Source organism: Rahnella sp. AA (assembly GCF_002834385.1).
Lineage (GTDB): Bacteria > Pseudomonadota > Gammaproteobacteria > Enterobacterales > Enterobacteriaceae > Rahnella.
This window is the reverse complement of sequence record NZ_PITQ01000008.1, coordinates 200,860-217,217: the sequence shown is the minus strand read 5'-3', so window position 1 is coordinate 217,217 and position 16,358 is coordinate 200,860. Positions and strand designations below refer to the sequence as shown.

Sequence of the window (16,358 nt, the reverse complement as noted above, 5' to 3'; positions counted from 1 at the left end):
CCGTTTTGCTGTATGCCGTTAATCTTTACTGATTCACCTCGCACCGGCTGACCATGCGCCACTTGCCAGGCAGTTCGCGGGCTTCGCCTGCCAGAATCACTTTTCCCTGCGCATGGATATCCGCGCTGTTTGAACCGACCTGAACTTCAACAAATCCCGGTTCAACGATCCTTTTATGTGCATTGTTGGTGAAATTCAGCATGTCGGTTGGAATACTGAAATTCAGCGTGGCGGTTTCTCCGGCGTTCAGCTCAACGCGCTGAAACGCTTTCAGTTCGTGTACCGGCCGCACCAGAGAAGCCACGCAGTCGCGCAGATAAACCTGAATCACTTCGCTGCCTGCCCGCGGGCCGGTATTGGTCACCTGAATCTGCACGGAAATTTCGCCGTTTTCGATGGCAACCGGCTGCTGATTTAGCTGCAAATCGTGGTACCGGAACGTGGTGCCGCTTAGCCCGTAACCGAACGGGTATTTCGCGCCGAAGTGGAACGCAATCGGTGTTCCGCCACTTTTTAGTTTGTGATTGTAGTAATACGGCATCGCGCCCGCGCTTTTCGGCACGGAAACCACCAGCCGCCCGGATGGGGCTTCTTTGCCACTCAGAACATCGGCAATCGCCCGTCCGCCTTCCTGACCGGGCGCAAACGCCATCAGGAATCCGGCTACTTTTTCCTCTAAACCGCCCAGCGAATAAGGGCGCCCGCCGGTCATGACGACAATGGTCGGTTTGCCGGTTGCGACAACCTGCTCGAGCAGTTTTTGCTGAACGCCGGGTAACTGAAGGCTGTCGGTGTCAGAACCTTCGCCGACGGTACCGCTCTGGAACAATCCGGCCAGATCGCCGACAAACACCAGCGCCACGTCACTTTCCTGCGCCGCTTTGACCGCAGCGGCGATCTGCGCGGTGTCCTGAGAAACGGGTGAACTTTGCATTGGCTTACCGGCATCACCGGGGAAGACCGGCGCACCCGCTGTTCGTTTTTCGAGAATATGGCAGCCTTTCGCGTAACGAATATTCTGCTCGCCGTAGGCCGAACGCAATGCCTGAAGCGGCGTGGTGACCTGCCCGGTCTGCGCTTCCATCTCGCTGATAATCAGATGTACCGGGAAACTGTAACCGCTGAGTAATGCCAGCGGGTCGTCTGCCGTCGGGCCGATCACGGCGATTTTCTGATTAGAGGCAGGTTTCAGCGGCAGAATACCGTCGTTCTCCAGCAGTGTGATGGAGCGAACGGCCGCTTCCCATGCCAGTTCACGCGTGGCGATTTGCTGCATTTTGGGCTGTGATTCTGGCGCATACGGCTGCTCGAAAAGCCCGAGGCGGAATTTTTCCGTCAGAACACGGGCGACGATTTCATCGATTTTAGCCATATCAATCAGCCCGCGAGCAACTGCGTCGGCCAGATGCCGGGCGCAATCGCCTTTCGGTAATTCAATATCCAGACCGGCGTTGAATGCCAGCGCCGCCGATTCGGCATCATCGTGGCTGACGCCGTGATGCTGATGCAGCAGACTGACGCCGCCGTAATCCGCCACAATCAGGCCGTCAAAGCCCCATTGTTCGCGCAAAATTTCCGTCAGCAGGAAGTGATCGCTGTGGCACGGTTGCCCGTCGATATCGTGATAAGCGGGCATAACGGAACCGGCGTTTGCCAGCTTCACCGCCATTTCGAATGGTAACAGGAAGGTATCGTTGAGCTCGCGGAACCCCAGATGCACCGGGGCGTGATTGCGTGCGCCTTCGCTGAAAGAGTGGCCGACGTAATGTTTCAGCGTGGCGAGTAAATCACGATTTTCGCCCTGCAAACCGCGTACGTAGGCTGTCGCCATCATTCCGACCAGATACGGATCTTCACCGAAGGTTTCTTCCGTTCGCCCCCAGCGCACATCGCGCGAAACATCCAGAACCGGCGCTAAACCCTGATGGCAACCTATGCTTTGCGCCTCCTGCCGTATGGCGGCGGCGACCTTTTCCATCAGCTCAGGATCCCACGTCGACGCGTAGCTGAGTGAAGAGGGGAACAGCGTGGCATCCTTGCACAGTAAACCGACCAGACATTCCTCATGGAACATCGCCGGAATACCCAGCCGCGTTTCTTCGACCAGCGTTTTTTGCAGGCGGTTGAGTGCCCGGACGCCTTCTTCCGGGCTGACAACGTGCGTGCCCAGCGGGCGGGTGATTTGCCCCGCGCCATATGACAGCTGTTGCTCCAGGGCAATGCCCTGCTTATGTCCGGAAAAATCGTCGCTCAGATCGGTGCGTTCTTTGTGTTTACCATCGCTGTCGAGGATGAGCCAGAAAGCATGCATTTGGGCAAATTTTTCTGCGGGTGTCATCCGGGCCAGAAGGTCGGCAACGCGGGCAGAAACAGGCTGTGAAGCATCCTGATAAAGATGAGTCATCTCAGATCTCCTTGATTAAGCGAAGGGTTAGCAGCGCCAGAACAACGTATGAAAAGGTAAAGCATGGGCCAAAGTATTGTGAATGGGGCGCAGGTAAACAATTGAGGAAACGAATATACAATTTACGTTTTTTAATTTTGTTCTCTGTTTGTGAACAGGATCGAATTGTGGCTGAGTGTGGCGATAACGCGGGTGAAAAACCCAGTTTATATGTCAATTACGCATTATCTGGTGTTTAATTAGGAGTAATTCTGTCTTAGTTTGGAGCCGCACGTCGTATGTCCCATATCAGCGCTGGCGTTGAATACGCACTACATTGTTTGTTGTTTATTGCTAATCCGCAGGGAGATGTGACCGAGGCCAGTGTCCGGGATTTATCCGAGCTTCAGGGCGTTCCGTTTGACTACGTGGCAAAACTGTTCACGAAATTGCATAAGGCCCGGCTGATTATTGCTACGGAAGGTGCGAAGGGCGGGATCCGCCTGGCGAAACCGCCGCATGAAATCACCGTGCTGGAGGTTTTGGACGCTATCGACGGGCACAAAAAAATGTTCGACTGTAAGGAAATTCGCAACCGTTGCGCAGTGTTTGAAAACGATCCTCCTTCGTGGGCAAGTTCAGGCCTGTGTGCCATACATTCGCTGATGATCGACGCCGATAACAGCATGCGAGCGGTTTTAGCTGCACAAACACTTGCCGGATTAGCATCGCAGTTTGGTCGAAAATCTCCGCCAGAGTTCGGCCAGCAGGTTACCCGTTGGCTGGGCGATCGCGGTTCACGTCGTATTCTTTAATTCATCCTGCCTGAAGTTTTTTCTCAGTTACCTCTTGCCAGCGGGCCAGGGATCCGCGTATTTTTAACTACGACAAAGTTGGTCTTAGTTTTGATTGCAGTACTCTGTTAACACCAAAAAGGAAAAAACATGAAAGTATTACACGTTGATGCCAGCTCTAAATTTCACCAGTGGTCAAACTCCCGTGCGCTGGGGCGTTATTTTATTGAACAACTCCAGCACAACGGCGTTGATGTTGAAATTGACTATCTGGATGTCACGGAGGAAGTGCAGCCCCACGTTTCCGCTGAATTTGTGCAGGCCACCTATACGCCGCAGGCGCAGCGTACTGACCGGATGCGGGAAGTCCTGGCAGAATCCGATGCACTTTGTCAGCGCGTGATGGAAGCGGATGCTCTGGTTTGTGCGATGCCGATGTATAACTGGACGATTCCGTCCACATTCAAAACATTTATCGACAACATTATCCGTACGAATATTACTTACGACCTGCACGCAGACGGCAGCATTACCGGCAATCTCGGCGATAAAAAAGTGTTGTTTATCACCACGCGTGGTGCCGATCTCAGCGAAGGTAGCCCGTTTGCAAACATGGATGCGATGACGCCGGTGCTGAAGAATGCGTTCGGTTTTATCGGGGTAGAAAACCCGTGGTTTGTTGACGCTCAGCCCCTGCAGTTCTCCGATGAGGCCGCCCGCGAGGCCGGGCTGGCTAAAGCACGCAGCGAGCTGGATGCCGTCTCTTGTGAATGGGCTGAAAGCGTTGCAGTCACTGCGGATCACTGACCGGGCTGCGGCAAACGGAAGCTGTCGATCACCGCTTTCAATGCCGCAGGGAGTTGCCGGTGCCCGGGATAATAGAGAAAGAAACCCGGAAACGTGACAGCCCAGTCTTCCAGCACACGGACGAGTAATCCCTGTCCGACCAGTGCGTCATGCTCCGGGCTGCGGGCGGTGTAGACCAGCCCGATGCCGTCGAGGGCGATGCGCGTCATCATCGTTACGCTGTCGACAATGAGCGGGCCACTGACCGGCACCGCGATTTGTTTGCCTTCCTTTTCAAATTCCCAGCGGTACAAGGCACCTCCGGTGATCTCCCGGCGACCAATGCAGGCGTGATGTTGCAGGTCGGCAGGCGAAAGTGGTTTGGGATACCGGTTGAAATACTCCGGAGAGCCGTAAACCGCCGAATGAAAATCGTGCGTCAGCCGGACCGCGTTCATGTCTTGCTGAACGTCGCCACGGATACGGACTCCGGCATCAAACCCTTCACTGATGATATCCACGAAACCATCGTTAGTGGCCAGCTCCAGCTGAATGTCCGGGAATGCCTGATTAAATTGTTTCAGCCGTGGCATAAAGACGAGCTCTGCGGCAATGCGTGGCGTATTGATACGTACTGTCCCTTGCGGGATTTCTCTGTAGGTATTCACTTTCTCAACAGCACTGGCTATCGCAGAAAAAGCGGGTGCGATTTCGGCCAGCAAAGCCATGCCTGCTTGTGTCGGTGAGACGGTGCGTGTGGTGCGGTTCAGCAAGCGTACGCCCAGCCGCTCTTCCAGTGTGCGCAGGGAATGGCTGAGGGTTGATGCGGTTAAATTCAACCGTGCCGCCGCTTTACGGAAACTTTTCTCTTCTGCCACGGCGACAAAGGCGGTGAGTTCACCAAATTCGTTAGTCCGCATAACTTTCCCTATTGATGAATATGAACCAGTAAATCATGCGATATAAGGTGGCTTATCGGCAACAATTAATCCTCTTATAGTCAGGTCCTGGCCAACACATTTCATCAGAGGTTTATATGTCGCAGGAACTACATCCACAAAAACAATTACTTCGCCTGCATAACCGCGTGGCGCTGGTCACCGGCGGGGGAACCGGCATCGGTCGTGCTGCGGCGCTGGCCTTCGCGCGTGACGGTGCAAAAGTGGTGGTCGCCGGGCGTCGTGAGGCAGAGCTTTTGCAAACGGTGGCGCTGATCCACGAACAGGGCGGTGAAGCGCTCGCCGTGCCGGCGGATGTCTCAGACAGCCGTCAGGTCAGGCATCTGATTGCGCAAACATTGGCACATTTCGGGCGTCTGGACGCAGCTTTCAACAACGCCGGTGTGGAGGGTTTTGCGCCGGTCAGCGAAATGACGGAAGAAGAATTCGACCGCATCATTGCCATCAATTTGAAGGGAGTCTGGCTGTCAGTGAAATATGAACTGGAAGCGATGGTGGCCGCAGGTCGCGGTGGCGCGATTGTGAATACGTCTTCATGGCTGGCGCACGGCGCGAGTTTCGGGGCATCCGCGTATTGCGCCAGTAAAGGGGGGCTGGATGCGATGATCCGCGCCATTGCGCTGGAAACCGGCGCGCAGAAAATTCGTATCAACAACGTGAATCCGGGCATTATCGATACGCCGATGGCGCAGCGAATGGGGGCGAACGAAGAGACACTGAGGCCCTTTGTCCGCCTGACACCGGCCGGGCGCGTGGGCGAATCAGACGATGTAGGTGACGTGGTGGCGTGGTTGTGCAGCGACGAGGCACGGTTTGTCACCGGACAAAATCTGCTGGTGGACGGCGGTTTTACTATCGCCGGATTGCGCTAGCTCTGTGACGAATGCTCAGGGATGAGCATTCGTCGGCACAAAATCTGAAGCCGATCACAATTCCTTCATACGAAGAATATTACGACTTGTTTCTGCCAGCGATTCGCCAGAGAATCCGGTTTGAAAAGCAGGATTGTTACTGTCTGACAGGCAAAACCTAAACTTCTCGTTTTTTCGCACATGCGAAGAAACCGGAAGTTTAGGTTTTTTTTTGGCCTGAATTCAGGGGCCGGCCGCCCCGTAGAAATACAACGGCAATGTCGTGCACGACGCCATTACTCTGATGAGATAACACCATGGAATATAAAACATTAGCCGATGAAATTCTCCGCGGAGTAGGCGGAAGGGAAAACGTCACCAGCGTGGTGCACTGTGCCACCCGTTTACGTTTTAAATTGAAAAATGCCGCTAAAGCCGATGCCGCAGGGTTGAAAGAAAATCCGGGCGTGATCATGGTTGTGGAAAGTGGCGGGCAGTTTCAGGTAGTGATAGGCAATCACGTCGGTGCCGTGTATGAGGCGCTGGTGAAGGGCAGTGCACTTTCCGAAAGCGGTGATGATGATGAAGGCGCGGATAAAGGCAGCATGTTTGCCCGTGCTATTGATGTCATTTCAGGTATTTTCACCCCTTTTATCGGCATTATGGCAGCATCGGGGATCCTGAAAGGCTTTCTGGCGCTGGCACTTGCCTGCGGCTGGCTGGTGCCGGAAAGCGGCACCTATAAGGTCTGGTTTGCGGCCAGCGACGCCATGTTCTACTTCTTCCCGCTGGTTATCGGTTACACCGCCGGGAAGAAATTCGGCGGTAACCCTTTTGTGACGATGATGATCGGTGGCGCAATGGTGCATCCGCTGATGATTGCCGCATTTGATGCCCAGCAGCCGGGGGCGGCGTCTGAGCATTTTTTCGGTATTCCGCTGGTCTTTATTAATTACGCTTCATCCGTTATTCCGGTGATCCTGGCTGCGTGGGCTTCCAGCTGGCTGGAGAAACGGGCGATGAAAATTCTGCCTTCTTCGCTCCGTAACTTCATCACACCGCTGATTTGTCTGATGGTGATTGTTCCCCTGACTTTCCTGGTCATCGGCCCCGTAGCAACGTGGGCCAGCCAGCAGCTTGCCAACGGTTATCAGTTTGTTTATCACGTCAGCCCGATGATTGCCGGTGCTTTTATGGGCGCACTGTGGCAAGTGTGCGTCATCTTTGGCCTGCACTGGGGGCTGGTGCCACTGATGATTAACAACTTCAGCGTACTTGGCCATGACACCATGTTGCCGCTGTTACTCCCTGCGGTTATGGGACAGGTCGGGGCGGTCATTGGCGTCATGCTGCGTGCCAAAGATGCACGGACCAAAGCGCTCGCGGGTTCAGCCATCAGTGCCGGGATTTTCGGTATCACGGAGCCTGCCGTTTACGGTATCAACCTGCCGCGCCGCCGTCCGTTTATTTTCGGTTGCGTCGGTGGGGCACTGGGGGCGGCTATTCTCGGGTATTTTCAAACCACCGCATACTCATTCGGTTTTGCCAATATCTTCACTTTTACACAAATTATTCCACCGGCAGGTTTTGACCAGACCGTCGCCGCCGCGATTGCCGGTACGGCGTTAGCCATCGTATTTGCCGCGCTGGCGACTTATTTCTTCGGAACAGAGGAAAACGCGCAACCCACTGAGGGCAATCCGAAAATTGTGCCGGAATCTGTACAGGCACCGCGTGGGAAAACGCTCATTGCCAGCCCGATGACCGGTTCATGCATTGCACTTGACGATGTCAAAGACCCGACGTTTGCCAGCGGTTTACTGGGTAAAGGCGTGGCTATTGTGCCGACATCCGGCCAGGTGGTGTCACCTGTTGACGGCACCGTTGTCTCTTTGTTCAAAACGCATCACGCCATCGGCATTGAATCGGCAGACGGCGCAGAGATCCTGATCCATGTCGGTATCGATACCGTGAAGCTCGACGGCAAATTCTTTACGCCACACGTCGCCGTGGACGCCGTGGTGAAGCAGGGCGATTTGCTGCTGGAATTCGACATATCAGGCATCACTGATGCCGGTTACGACCTGACGACGCCGGTGCTGATTACCAACAGCGATGACTATCTTGACGTCATTCCGGCTGATATCGGGCAGACCGTCAGCGAACAAAATCCTTTACTTACTTTATTACGATAATGACCAGAGCCAGGAGGTTCATATGAACAAGCAATTCCCAGACGGATTCTTATGGGGCGGCGCAGTGGCAGCCAACCAGGTGGAGGGCGCATACCTGACAGATGGTAAAGGATTATCCACTTCTGATCTGCAACCGCAGGGCGTTTTCGGGCAGGTGCAGGAACGTGTGGAAGGTGATTACGGCGTGAAAGACGTGGCGATCGATTTCTATCATCGTTACCCGGAAGATATGAAACTCTTCGCCGAAATGGGATTTACCGTGCTGCGGACGTCTATTGCCTGGACACGCATTTTCCCGCAGGGCGATGAAACTCAGCCGAACGAAGCTGGCCTGGCATTTTACGATCGCCTGTTTGATGAAATGGCGAAATACGGCATTACGCCGCTGGTGACGCTTTCCCATTATGAAATGCCATACGGTATCGTGAAAAAGCACGGTGGCTGGGGCAGTCGTGACACCATCGGGTTCTTTGAAAATTATGCCCGCACGGTATTTACCCGTTACAAAGATAAGGTCAAACACTGGCTGACCTTCAACGAAATCAATATGTCATTGCACGCGCCGTTTACCGGTGTCGGGTTACCGGAAGACAGCAGCAAACAGGCAATCTATCAGGCTATTCATCACCAGCTGGTGGCCAGTGCGAAAGCGGTTAAAGCCTGCCACGAAATCATTCCGGACGGCAAAATCGGTAATATGTTACTCGGCGGAATGCTGTATCCGCTGACCTGTAAACCGGCTGATATGATGGAAACCTTGCAGCAAAACCGCGACTGGTTGTTCTTCGGCGATGTGCAGGTGCGCGGCGCGTATCCGGCGTATATGCAGCGTTTCTTTAAAGATCGCGGTATGGAAATCACGATTACCGCTGAAGACAAAGCCGCACTGAAAGAAACCGTCGACTTTATTTCCTTCAGCTATTACATGACCGGCTGTGTGACCACGGACGAAGAGCAAAATATCAAAGCGCGCGCCAATATATTAAATATGGTGCCTAACCCGCATTTGCAAAGCTCTGAATGGGGTTGGCAGATTGATCCGCAAGGCCTGCGTTTCTTAATGAATGAACTTTATGACCGTTATCAGAAACCATTATTTATTGTGGAAAATGGTCTGGGTGCGCGTGATAAGGTTGAAGCAGACGGCAGCATTAATGACGATTACCGTATTCAGTATATTAACGATCATCTGGTTCAGGTGCGCGAAGCCATTGAAGACGGTGTGGAAGTCATGGGATACACCAGCTGGGGGCCAATTGATCTGGTCAGCGCGTCCAAAGCCGAGTTCTCTAAACGCTATGGTTATATCTATGTGGATCGCGACGACCAGGGGAACGGTTCGCTGGAACGCCGCCGTAAGAAAAGTTTCTTCTGGTATGCCGGCGTGATTAAATCCAACGGTGCTTCATTAACACGCGTTGAGTGAATAATCTGACCTGATAAAATTGTCAGGCAGAAAATGGGCGTCTGCGGCAGACAAAACCTGATCTTCTTTATGGATGATCGGGTTTTTCTTTTCAGGGAGTTACAATGAAAATCGCCAAAATACTGAATAATAATGTGGTGGTGGTTGTCAATGATCAGCAGCGGGAACAAGTCGTCATGGGCTGCGGACTGGCATTTATGAAAAAAGCCGGGGATGAACTCGACGACGGCAAAGTCGAGAAAATCTTCGCCTTACAAAATGACGAACTGAACGCGCATCTGACGGAGTTACTTTCACATATTCCGATGGAAGTGATGACCACCTGTGATCAGATCATCTCACTGGCGAGAACCCGCCTGGGAAGCTTGCAGGAAAATCTGTACATCGCGCTGACCGATCACTGTAATTTTTCCATTGAGCGGCAGAAAAAAGGCGTGCCCATCAGTAATGCCTTGTTGTGGGAAACCCGCCGCCTGTATCCGAAAGAATATGCGTTAGGCGTAGAGGCGCTGGACATTATAGACGCGCGTCTGGGTGTGCGCCTGCCGGTGGATGAAGCCGGTTTTATCGCCCTGCATCTGGTCAATGCTCAGCTGAACGGCGAAATGCCGGAGGTGGCGCGTATCACCCGCGTGATGCAGGAAATCCTTAATCTGGTGAAATACCAGCTGCGTCTGGAATATGACGAAGAGTCGCTGAGCTATCAGCGGTTCGTCACCCATCTCAAATTCTTCGCTCAGCGGATGCTGAACCGGACCGTGGTTGCCGACGATGATATGACGCTGCATGTGGCCGTAAAAGAAAATTATCCGCAGGCCTGGCTGTGCTCAGAAAAAATCGGGGAATACCTCGCCACGCAGTATCAGCGAGGCCTGACGACGGAAGAAATTATGTACCTGTCGATCAACATCGAGAGAGTGCGCAAAGAGAGTAAACCGCAAAATCGTGCATGAAATCACCGCTGTGTGCGTAATTCACGCTGCGAATTATGTCTTATCACAATATTTAAGTACGGTTTTTTTTGCCTCAGTTAATGAGAACAGGTAGCATCCTTCGCCGTTATTGCATCAAAAACAGTTCCGGCTAAAAAAACTACAGTGGGTCAACCACGTAAACGTTGTGGCTTGCAATCGTTTGCTTGCAGCACCGGCGTCAGGTGAAGGTTATTTTGGAGAACAAGATCGAATGAAGTCTCATAAAAAAACGACAGAGGCAAAGCACGCGGCAAAACGGCGCTGGCTGGATTCACATGAAAGCGGTTATCACAAGAGCATGGGCAACCGTCAGGTTCAGATGATTGCCATTGGTGGCTCGATCGGTACCGGCTTATTCCTCGGTGCCGGTGCGCGTTTACAGATGGCTGGCCCGGCGCTGGCTATCGTCTATGCGGTGTGTGGTATTTTCTCATTCTTTATTTTGCGTGCGCTGGGCGAGCTGGTTTTGCACCGTCCGACCAGCGGCAGTTTCGTATCCTATGCCCGTGAGTTTCTGGGTGAAAAAGCGTCGTACGTAGCGGGCTGGATGTACTTTCTGAACTGGGCGATGACCGGCATTGTCGATATCACCGCAGTGGCTCTGTACATGCACTATTGGGGAACCTTCGGTGATGTTCCGCAGTGGATGTTTGCTCTGGGGGCGCTGGCGATTGTCGCCACGATGAACATGATTGGCGTGAAGTGGTTCGCTGAAATGGAATTCTGGTTTGCGCTGATCAAAGTCGCGGCTATCGCGATCTTCCTGGTGGTCGGCGTGGTGTTCCTCGGCACCGGCAAGCAGCTCGATGGCAACACTACGGGTCTGCATCTGATTACCGATAACGGCGGTATCTTCCCGCACGGCCTGTTACCGGCGCTGGTACTGGTGCAGGGCGTGGTCTTCGCCTTTGCGGCGATCGAACTGGTCGGTACCGCAGCAGGCGAAACGAAAGATCCGGAGAAAGTGCTGCCGAAAGCGATTAACAGCGTGATCTGGCGTATCGCCCTGTTTTACGTGGGCTCCGTTGTTCTGCTGGTTCTGTTGTTGCCTTGGAATGCGTATCAGGCCGGTCAAAGCCCGTTTGTGACCTTCTTCAGCAAGCTGGGTGTGCCGTATATCGGCACCATCATGAACATTGTGGTGCTGACCGCCGCGCTGTCGAGCCTGAATTCCGGCCTGTATTCCACTGGCCGTATTTTGCGTTCTCTGTCGATGGGCGGATCTGCACCTAAATTCATGTCGAAGATGAGCGCACAGCAGGTGCCTTACGCGGGCATTCTGGTGACGGTGGGGATTTACGTTATCGGTGTGGTGCTGAACTACTATGTGCCTTCACAGGTGTTTGAAATTGTCCTGAACGTCGCATCGATCGGCATCCTCAGTTCCTGGGCATTTATCATTGTCTGCCAGATGAAGCTGCGAACCGCGATTAAAGAAGGCCGCGCTAAAGACGTATCCTTCAAAATGCCGTGGGCACCGTTCACTTCCTGGCTGACGCTGGCCTTCCTGGCAGGGGTGCTTATTCTGATGGCGTTTGACTACCCGAACGGTACTTACACCATCGCGACCATTCCGGTCCTGATAATCCTGCTGGTGCTGGGCTGGATTGGCCTGCGCAAACGCGCTGCTGAAGTGCATGCTGAACAGGCGGCACACGAAGAAGCGCATCAGGAAAGCCTCGGCACGAAATAATGGCGTGATGATGGTCCGGTAAAAAATGGCCTTCCTCTTTGCAGAGCGAAGGCCATTTTGTTTTTTCAGAGGGTCAGACGAGGGTAAAGCTGAAATCGCTCAGGCCTTCAATGCCGCCGGTGATCACATCGCCACGCACCACCGGGCCAACGCCGGCAGGCGTACCGGTGTAAATCAGATCGCCGGGTTGCAGCTCAACCGCCTGTGACAGATAGCTGATGACGTCTGCCACCTGCCAGATTTGATCGCTTAAATCACCGCGCTGGCGTTTTTCACCGTTCACATCCAGCCAGATTTTGCCGGTTGCCGGATGGCCGGTCTGGCTGACGGGCAGCAGAGGATTAGCGGGCGCTGAATTATCAAAACCTTTCGCAAAATCCCACGGGCGGCCCATTTTTTTGGCCTGGGCCTGAATATCCCGGCGGGTTAAATCGACACCCACGGTATAGCCCCAGACATGTGACAGCGCCGCTTCGGCAGGGATGTTTTTTCCGCCTTTGGCAATCGCCACCACCAGCTCCACCTCATAATGCAGGTCTTCTGTTAACGTCGGATAAGGCACATTGCCGCTGGCCGGGATCACCGCATCAGCCGGTTTGCCGAAGAAAAACGGCGGCTCGCGGTCAGGGTCATGCCCCATTTCACGGGCATGTTCGGAATAGTTACGGCCCACGCAATACACGCGGCGCAGTGGAAAACGTGCACTCTGGCCATCCACGGCGAGAGAAGGTGTCTGTGGTGCGGCAATCACATATTCGGTCATCGTCTTCTTCCTAAGTTGCCTGGTTTTCGATTTTGAGTACCGGTTCAGTTTGCCAAATTAACGTGCGAAAGGAACTGGACAGATCCACACGTTTTCTGGACAAACGCAGCATTATTTTACTGATGCACTTTGGCGGAATTTACCGGGAGGCATTCCATGTGCCTGACGGAAGCGCCGTGAAAAATAGGCGTCATCCGTATAACCGCACTGGCGGGCGATATCGCCGATACTGTCTGTGCTGCTCACCAGCCGGGCGCGCGCCAGCCGCATGCGCCGCTCAAAGACCAGTTCGGAGAAGGTTTTGCCAATGGTTTTGCGTAAAAGATGCGTCAGGTAATTGGGGGAGATGAACGTTGCTGCCGCAGCCGTCGTGAGATCCAACTGCGGGTCAGCAATCTGACGGCGGATATAGCGCAGCGTGCGGTGCAGCGCCGCCTGTTGCCCGCGTTTTTCTGCATGCTGTGCTGCCATTTCGCTCAGCGGTGCGGCGAAACGATGGCAAACCAACCCGAGCAGCTGCAACAGATAACCCCGCAGGCGCAGTTCATCGCCAAACTCACGCTGGCGGTCACACTCGTGCATGTTATCCACGAGAAGCGTTATTTCGGCGAAATCCTCAGCGGACATCACGAAGTCGAGATACTCCTGGAAACGGAAAAGCGCGAGCTCCGGGGCTTCAGCCAGAGGAATATCGTCAAGATCCAGCGTGTCTGTCGTGGTGTTGCGCAGCAAAAAAGGCGCAGACACGTTGATCACCCTGAAACGGCCATCGGGAGGATGAGGAATAAAATGCAACCGGTGCGGCTGAATAAACGCGATCGTCTTGCTGACGAACGGCCTGATCGCGCCACCGATGTGCTGCACGGTATCGCCCCCGAAATTCAGCTGGATTTGAAAATAATCATGGCGATGTGGCTGCATTAATGCGGGACGCTCCGACTGGTCGCGGATGTAAAAATCCGGACGGTCGCTGCGCTGGGACATCCCGTAAGTCACGCTGTGAGAAGAGGCCATACTGAATGCGTCACAAAGTTAACATATTGTTATCTTTGCAAAGCCAGACTGAGATGACCAGCGAATTTATTTCGCTGGTCATCTTCCGGAGATTACGCCTGGTAACGCGGTGCCGGATGTGACTGGCTGAATACCGGAACCATCACGCTGCGGCGCGCTTCGAAATCAATCCATTGCTGCTCATCCTGCAACGGAGGAATGGTGATTTTTTCTTTGCGGTCAAAGCCCAGCAGCGCGGCATCAACCAGTTCACCGACTTCCATCACGCCGGAAATTTCGTCGATATTCTTACCGGAGCGTTCCCAGATTTCAGTGCGCGTTGCCGCAGGCAATACCGCCTGAACGTACAACCCCCGTTCTTCAAGTTCGAATTGCAATGTCTGGCTGAAGGTCAGCACAAAGGCTTTTGTTGCTGAATACACCGCTGCGCGTGCTTCAGGCATCAGCGCCATGACGGAGGCGATATTGATAATCGCGCCGTCTTTATGTTTGAGCAGGCCATCGAGCGCCACGCGGGAAAGACGCGCTACGGAGGTGACGTTCAGGGTAATCAGGTTTTCAATAGCATCAGCATCGCTGTTGTCAAAGCCGCCTTTTAAGGACGCCCCCGCGTTATTGATCAGCAACGTAATTTGCGGATTCGCGCGGATGAAATCTTCGACGCGGGCCAGGTCTTCTGAGCGGGTTAAATCGGCAGGCAGCACGGTAACGCCCGTGTGGTATTCCTGTTGCAGACGCTCTGCCAGCGCATCCAGCCGTGCAACGTCGCGCGCCACCAGAATCAGGTCATAACCGCGTTTTGCCAGGCGGTCGGCATAGGTTGCGCCAATGCCACTGGATGCGCCGGTGATTAACGCGACGGATTTTGAAACGGTTGAATCAGACATGGTCAGAACCTCTTATCGGTGAGAATAAACTATGTGGTTTAATTATGAAACCAGATGATTTTTAGCATCAGTGGTTTTATAATGCAACCAGATTCTTCGGATCAGCCAAATTTGGTAAACAGGAAAGCTTATGAAACGTACCCGTCTGGAAAATACGCCTTGCCCGGCTGGCCGCGCGCTGGATTTAATCGGTGACTGGTGGACGCTTCTTATCGTCCGTGATGCGATGCACGGTGTTTCCCGGTTCAGCGAATTCCAGCGCAGCCTGGGCGCGGCGAAAAACATTCTCAGCACACGCCTCAAAGCGCTGGTGGCCGAAGGCATCATGAAAGTGGAACCCGCCGCCGACGGTTCGGCCTATCAGGAATACATCCTGACAGAAAAAGGCCACGCGCTGCGGCCCGTGCTGATCGCGTTAGGGCAGTGGGGAAGTGAATATCTGTTCGAAGAGGGCGAAGCCTGCACACTGATGGTGGATATCAAAGACCGCCAGCCACTGCGCAAAATCGAACTTCGCGCTCAGGACGGGCGGGTACTTGAAGATAACGAGATTACCGCGATAGTGCCTGGAATGTGATCTACTGGCCGGATGCGGATTTCAGCATCGTGGCGTATTCGTCATCCAGCACTTTTAAACAGGCTTCGCCGCGACGGCGTATTTTCAGTAAAGCCGTGCGGGTTTTCTGGTAATAGCCCGTCAGCGTTTTGTTGCTGGCCTCCGGGAAGGGCATGGCGCACAGGAGTTCCGTGTCAAAATGCCCCTCGGCGGCCTTAAGCGTCTCTCCGGGGTTTACGGTCAGCGCAGAAGCCAGTGACGTCAGCAGCATCGCGTGAGTTTGCGGGTTTGAGGCGGGGGCAAGCGTATCGGCAATCAATAACCATTCCCGGTCACCTTGTGATATCGACTCGCCGATAAACTGGTGCTGTTTGGTGGAAAGCGTGCTGGCGACCTTCTCAACACCGTCCTTGTCTAATGCTTGCCACAGTAATGCTGGCGTGAGCGTTTTACGGTTCAGTGAATATTTCTGACGGCTTTGCGCATTGTTACGCAATTCTGCAAAGGCCTGGTCTAACTGATTCAGGCATGACGCGACCGGTTTACCCAATTTTTTCAGCGCTGGCTCAGTTTGCCGGTAGTAGCGGGTCAGCGAGGTCTCATCGTCATCAGGAAACGGCATCGAACAGAGTGCGTCACGCCCCGTCCAGCCGGACATTTCGGGTGTGGAAACGCTGTTGAGCACGGCGGCCGGGTTTTTAGCTAATCCCCGCGCCATTGCCTCCACTATCGCATCGGCATTTCCGCCCTCCATGGCCGGTGCCAGTTTGGGCACCAGCGCAAGCCAGTCCGGGGCCGCATTTGCAATCCCTTCATTTAGCTTGCCGAAATCTTTTTCATTCAGGCTACTGATGGTGCTGGCTGCTCCATTTTTCGCAATGGATGCCTGTAAGCTATCCGGCGTCACCGGCGTTGATGCGGCGTTCGCGAGAAGAGGGAAACACAAAAGTAATCCGTAAAAGATTTTCATATCCAATTCCTTTGGAAGAGTGCGGGTGTCGGGTGAAAATGCTGCAACAGGATACGGGAAAACGCAGGGGAAAATCGGAAGACTTACATGAGCAATATCAACCTGAC

At 53.8% G+C, this 16,358-nt stretch carries 14 protein-coding genes; 8 read left to right on the top strand and 6 right to left on the bottom strand.

Features of this window, described 5'->3' with window-relative positions; all coding sequences use genetic code 11:
- Window positions 1-25: 25 nt before the first annotated feature.
- Window positions 26-2,404, bottom strand: a complete 2,379-nt coding sequence (locus tag CWS43_RS19340) for a glycoside hydrolase family 3 N-terminal domain-containing protein (RefSeq protein WP_101078708.1) — start codon at window positions 2,402-2,404, stop codon at window positions 26-28.
- A gap of 278 nt (window positions 2,405-2,682) precedes the next feature.
- Here CWS43_RS19340 and CWS43_RS19335 point away from each other — a divergent pair, with 278 nt between their 5' ends.
- Entirely contained in the window at window positions 2,683-3,198 is a 516-nt protein-coding gene (locus tag CWS43_RS19335; protein ID WP_101078707.1) for an Rrf2 family transcriptional regulator, read from the top strand.
- 129 nt (window positions 3,199-3,327) lie between these two features.
- The gene (locus CWS43_RS19330; protein WP_101078706.1) at window positions 3,328-3,984 is read left to right on the top strand and encodes an FMN-dependent NADH-azoreductase; all 657 of its coding nucleotides are present in this window, start codon (window positions 3,328-3,330) and stop codon (window positions 3,982-3,984) included.
- Here CWS43_RS19330 and CWS43_RS19325 read toward each other — a convergent pair.
- Window positions 3,978-4,883: a LysR family transcriptional regulator gene (locus CWS43_RS19325; RefSeq protein ID WP_198555875.1), complete on the bottom strand. Its 906-nt coding sequence runs from the start codon at window positions 4,881-4,883 to the stop codon at window positions 3,978-3,980. The two genes, CWS43_RS19330 and CWS43_RS19325, sit on opposite strands and share 7 nt — an antisense overlap.
- 116 nt (window positions 4,884-4,999) lie before the next feature.
- On the opposite strand from CWS43_RS19325, the gene CWS43_RS19320 reads away from it, so the two are divergent.
- The 5 genes from CWS43_RS19320 (at window position 5,000) to ansP (ending at window position 12,061) form a co-directional block, all read left to right on the top strand.
- Window positions 5,000-5,794: an SDR family NAD(P)-dependent oxidoreductase gene (locus CWS43_RS19320; protein ID WP_101078704.1), complete on the top strand. Its 795-nt coding sequence runs from the start codon at window positions 5,000-5,002 to the stop codon at window positions 5,792-5,794.
- A gap of 296 nt (window positions 5,795-6,090) precedes the next feature.
- Entirely contained in the window at window positions 6,091-7,968 is a 1,878-nt protein-coding gene (bglF, locus tag CWS43_RS19315; protein ID WP_101078703.1) for a PTS beta-glucoside transporter subunit IIABC, read from the top strand.
- Window positions 7,969-7,990: 22 nt separating this feature from the next.
- A complete protein-coding gene (locus CWS43_RS19310) occupies window positions 7,991-9,394 on the top strand; it encodes a glycoside hydrolase family 1 protein (protein WP_101078702.1) in 1,404 nt (467 codons plus the stop codon).
- 104 nt (window positions 9,395-9,498) lie between these two features.
- Entirely contained in the window at window positions 9,499-10,347 is an 849-nt protein-coding gene (gene bglG, locus CWS43_RS19305; protein WP_101078701.1) for a transcriptional antiterminator BglG, read from the top strand.
- A 232-nt stretch (window positions 10,348-10,579) separates the two neighbouring features.
- Window positions 10,580-12,061: an L-asparagine permease gene (gene ansP, locus CWS43_RS19300; RefSeq protein WP_101078700.1), complete on the top strand. Its 1,482-nt coding sequence runs from the start codon at window positions 10,580-10,582 to the stop codon at window positions 12,059-12,061.
- Between the two features lie 73 nt (window positions 12,062-12,134).
- Here ansP and CWS43_RS19295 read toward each other — a convergent pair whose 3' ends face one another.
- The 3 genes from CWS43_RS19295 to CWS43_RS19285 all read right to left on the bottom strand — a co-directional run bounded on the left by CWS43_RS19295 (window position 12,135) and on the right by CWS43_RS19285 (window position 14,725).
- A complete protein-coding gene (locus tag CWS43_RS19295; protein WP_101078699.1) occupies window positions 12,135-12,824 on the bottom strand; it encodes a fumarylacetoacetate hydrolase family protein in 690 nt (229 codons plus the stop codon).
- Between the two features lie 111 nt (window positions 12,825-12,935).
- Window positions 12,936-13,838, bottom strand: coding sequence for an AraC family transcriptional regulator (locus CWS43_RS19290; protein WP_101078698.1), 903 nt, complete (start codon window positions 13,836-13,838; stop codon window positions 12,936-12,938).
- Window positions 13,839-13,930: 92 nt separating this feature from the next.
- Entirely contained in the window at window positions 13,931-14,725 is a 795-nt protein-coding gene (locus tag CWS43_RS19285) for an SDR family oxidoreductase (protein WP_101078697.1), read from the bottom strand.
- A gap of 130 nt (window positions 14,726-14,855) precedes the next feature.
- Here CWS43_RS19285 and CWS43_RS19280 point away from each other — a divergent pair, with 130 nt between their 5' ends.
- Entirely contained in the window at window positions 14,856-15,302 is a 447-nt protein-coding gene (locus CWS43_RS19280; protein ID WP_101078696.1) for a helix-turn-helix domain-containing protein, read from the top strand.
- A 1-nt stretch (window position 15,303) separates the two neighbouring features.
- Here CWS43_RS19280 and CWS43_RS19275 read toward each other — a convergent pair whose 3' ends face one another.
- Window positions 15,304-16,251 (bottom strand): hypothetical protein, encoded by a 948-nt coding sequence (locus tag CWS43_RS19275; protein ID WP_101078695.1) that lies wholly within the window; start codon window positions 16,249-16,251, stop codon window positions 15,304-15,306.
- Window positions 16,252-16,358 lie beyond the last annotated feature (107 nt).

What these genes read in the sequence shown, in the direction of transcription:
- CWS43_RS19325 (WP_198555875.1), bottom strand. Translation starts at nt 4,883, where the DNA reads ATGCGGACTAACGAATTTGGTGAACTCACCGCCTTTGTCGCCGTGGCA.
- CWS43_RS19285 (WP_101078697.1), bottom strand. Translation starts at nt 14,725, where the DNA reads ATGTCTGATTCAACCGTTTCAAAATCCGTCGCGTTAATCACCGGCGCA.
- CWS43_RS19330 (WP_101078706.1), top strand. Translation starts at nt 3,328, where the DNA reads ATGAAAGTATTACACGTTGATGCCAGCTCTAAATTTCACCAGTGGTCA.
- CWS43_RS19335 (WP_101078707.1), top strand. Translation starts at nt 2,683, where the DNA reads ATGTCCCATATCAGCGCTGGCGTTGAATACGCACTACATTGTTTGTTG.
- CWS43_RS19295 (WP_101078699.1), bottom strand. Translation starts at nt 12,824, where the DNA reads ATGACCGAATATGTGATTGCCGCACCACAGACACCTTCTCTCGCCGTG.
- CWS43_RS19290 (WP_101078698.1), bottom strand. Translation starts at nt 13,838, where the DNA reads ATGGCCTCTTCTCACAGCGTGACTTACGGGATGTCCCAGCGCAGCGAC.
- bglF (WP_101078703.1), top strand. Translation starts at nt 6,091, where the DNA reads ATGGAATATAAAACATTAGCCGATGAAATTCTCCGCGGAGTAGGCGGA.
- CWS43_RS19320 (WP_101078704.1), top strand. Translation starts at nt 5,000, where the DNA reads ATGTCGCAGGAACTACATCCACAAAAACAATTACTTCGCCTGCATAAC.
- ansP (WP_101078700.1), top strand. Translation starts at nt 10,580, where the DNA reads ATGAAGTCTCATAAAAAAACGACAGAGGCAAAGCACGCGGCAAAACGG.
- bglG (WP_101078701.1), top strand. Translation starts at nt 9,499, where the DNA reads ATGAAAATCGCCAAAATACTGAATAATAATGTGGTGGTGGTTGTCAAT.
- CWS43_RS19275 (WP_101078695.1), bottom strand. Translation starts at nt 16,251, where the DNA reads ATGAAAATCTTTTACGGATTACTTTTGTGTTTCCCTCTTCTCGCGAAC.
- CWS43_RS19340 (WP_101078708.1), bottom strand. Translation starts at nt 2,404, where the DNA reads ATGACTCATCTTTATCAGGATGCTTCACAGCCTGTTTCTGCCCGCGTT.
- CWS43_RS19310 (WP_101078702.1), top strand. Translation starts at nt 7,991, where the DNA reads ATGAACAAGCAATTCCCAGACGGATTCTTATGGGGCGGCGCAGTGGCA.
- CWS43_RS19280 (WP_101078696.1), top strand. Translation starts at nt 14,856, where the DNA reads ATGAAACGTACCCGTCTGGAAAATACGCCTTGCCCGGCTGGCCGCGCG.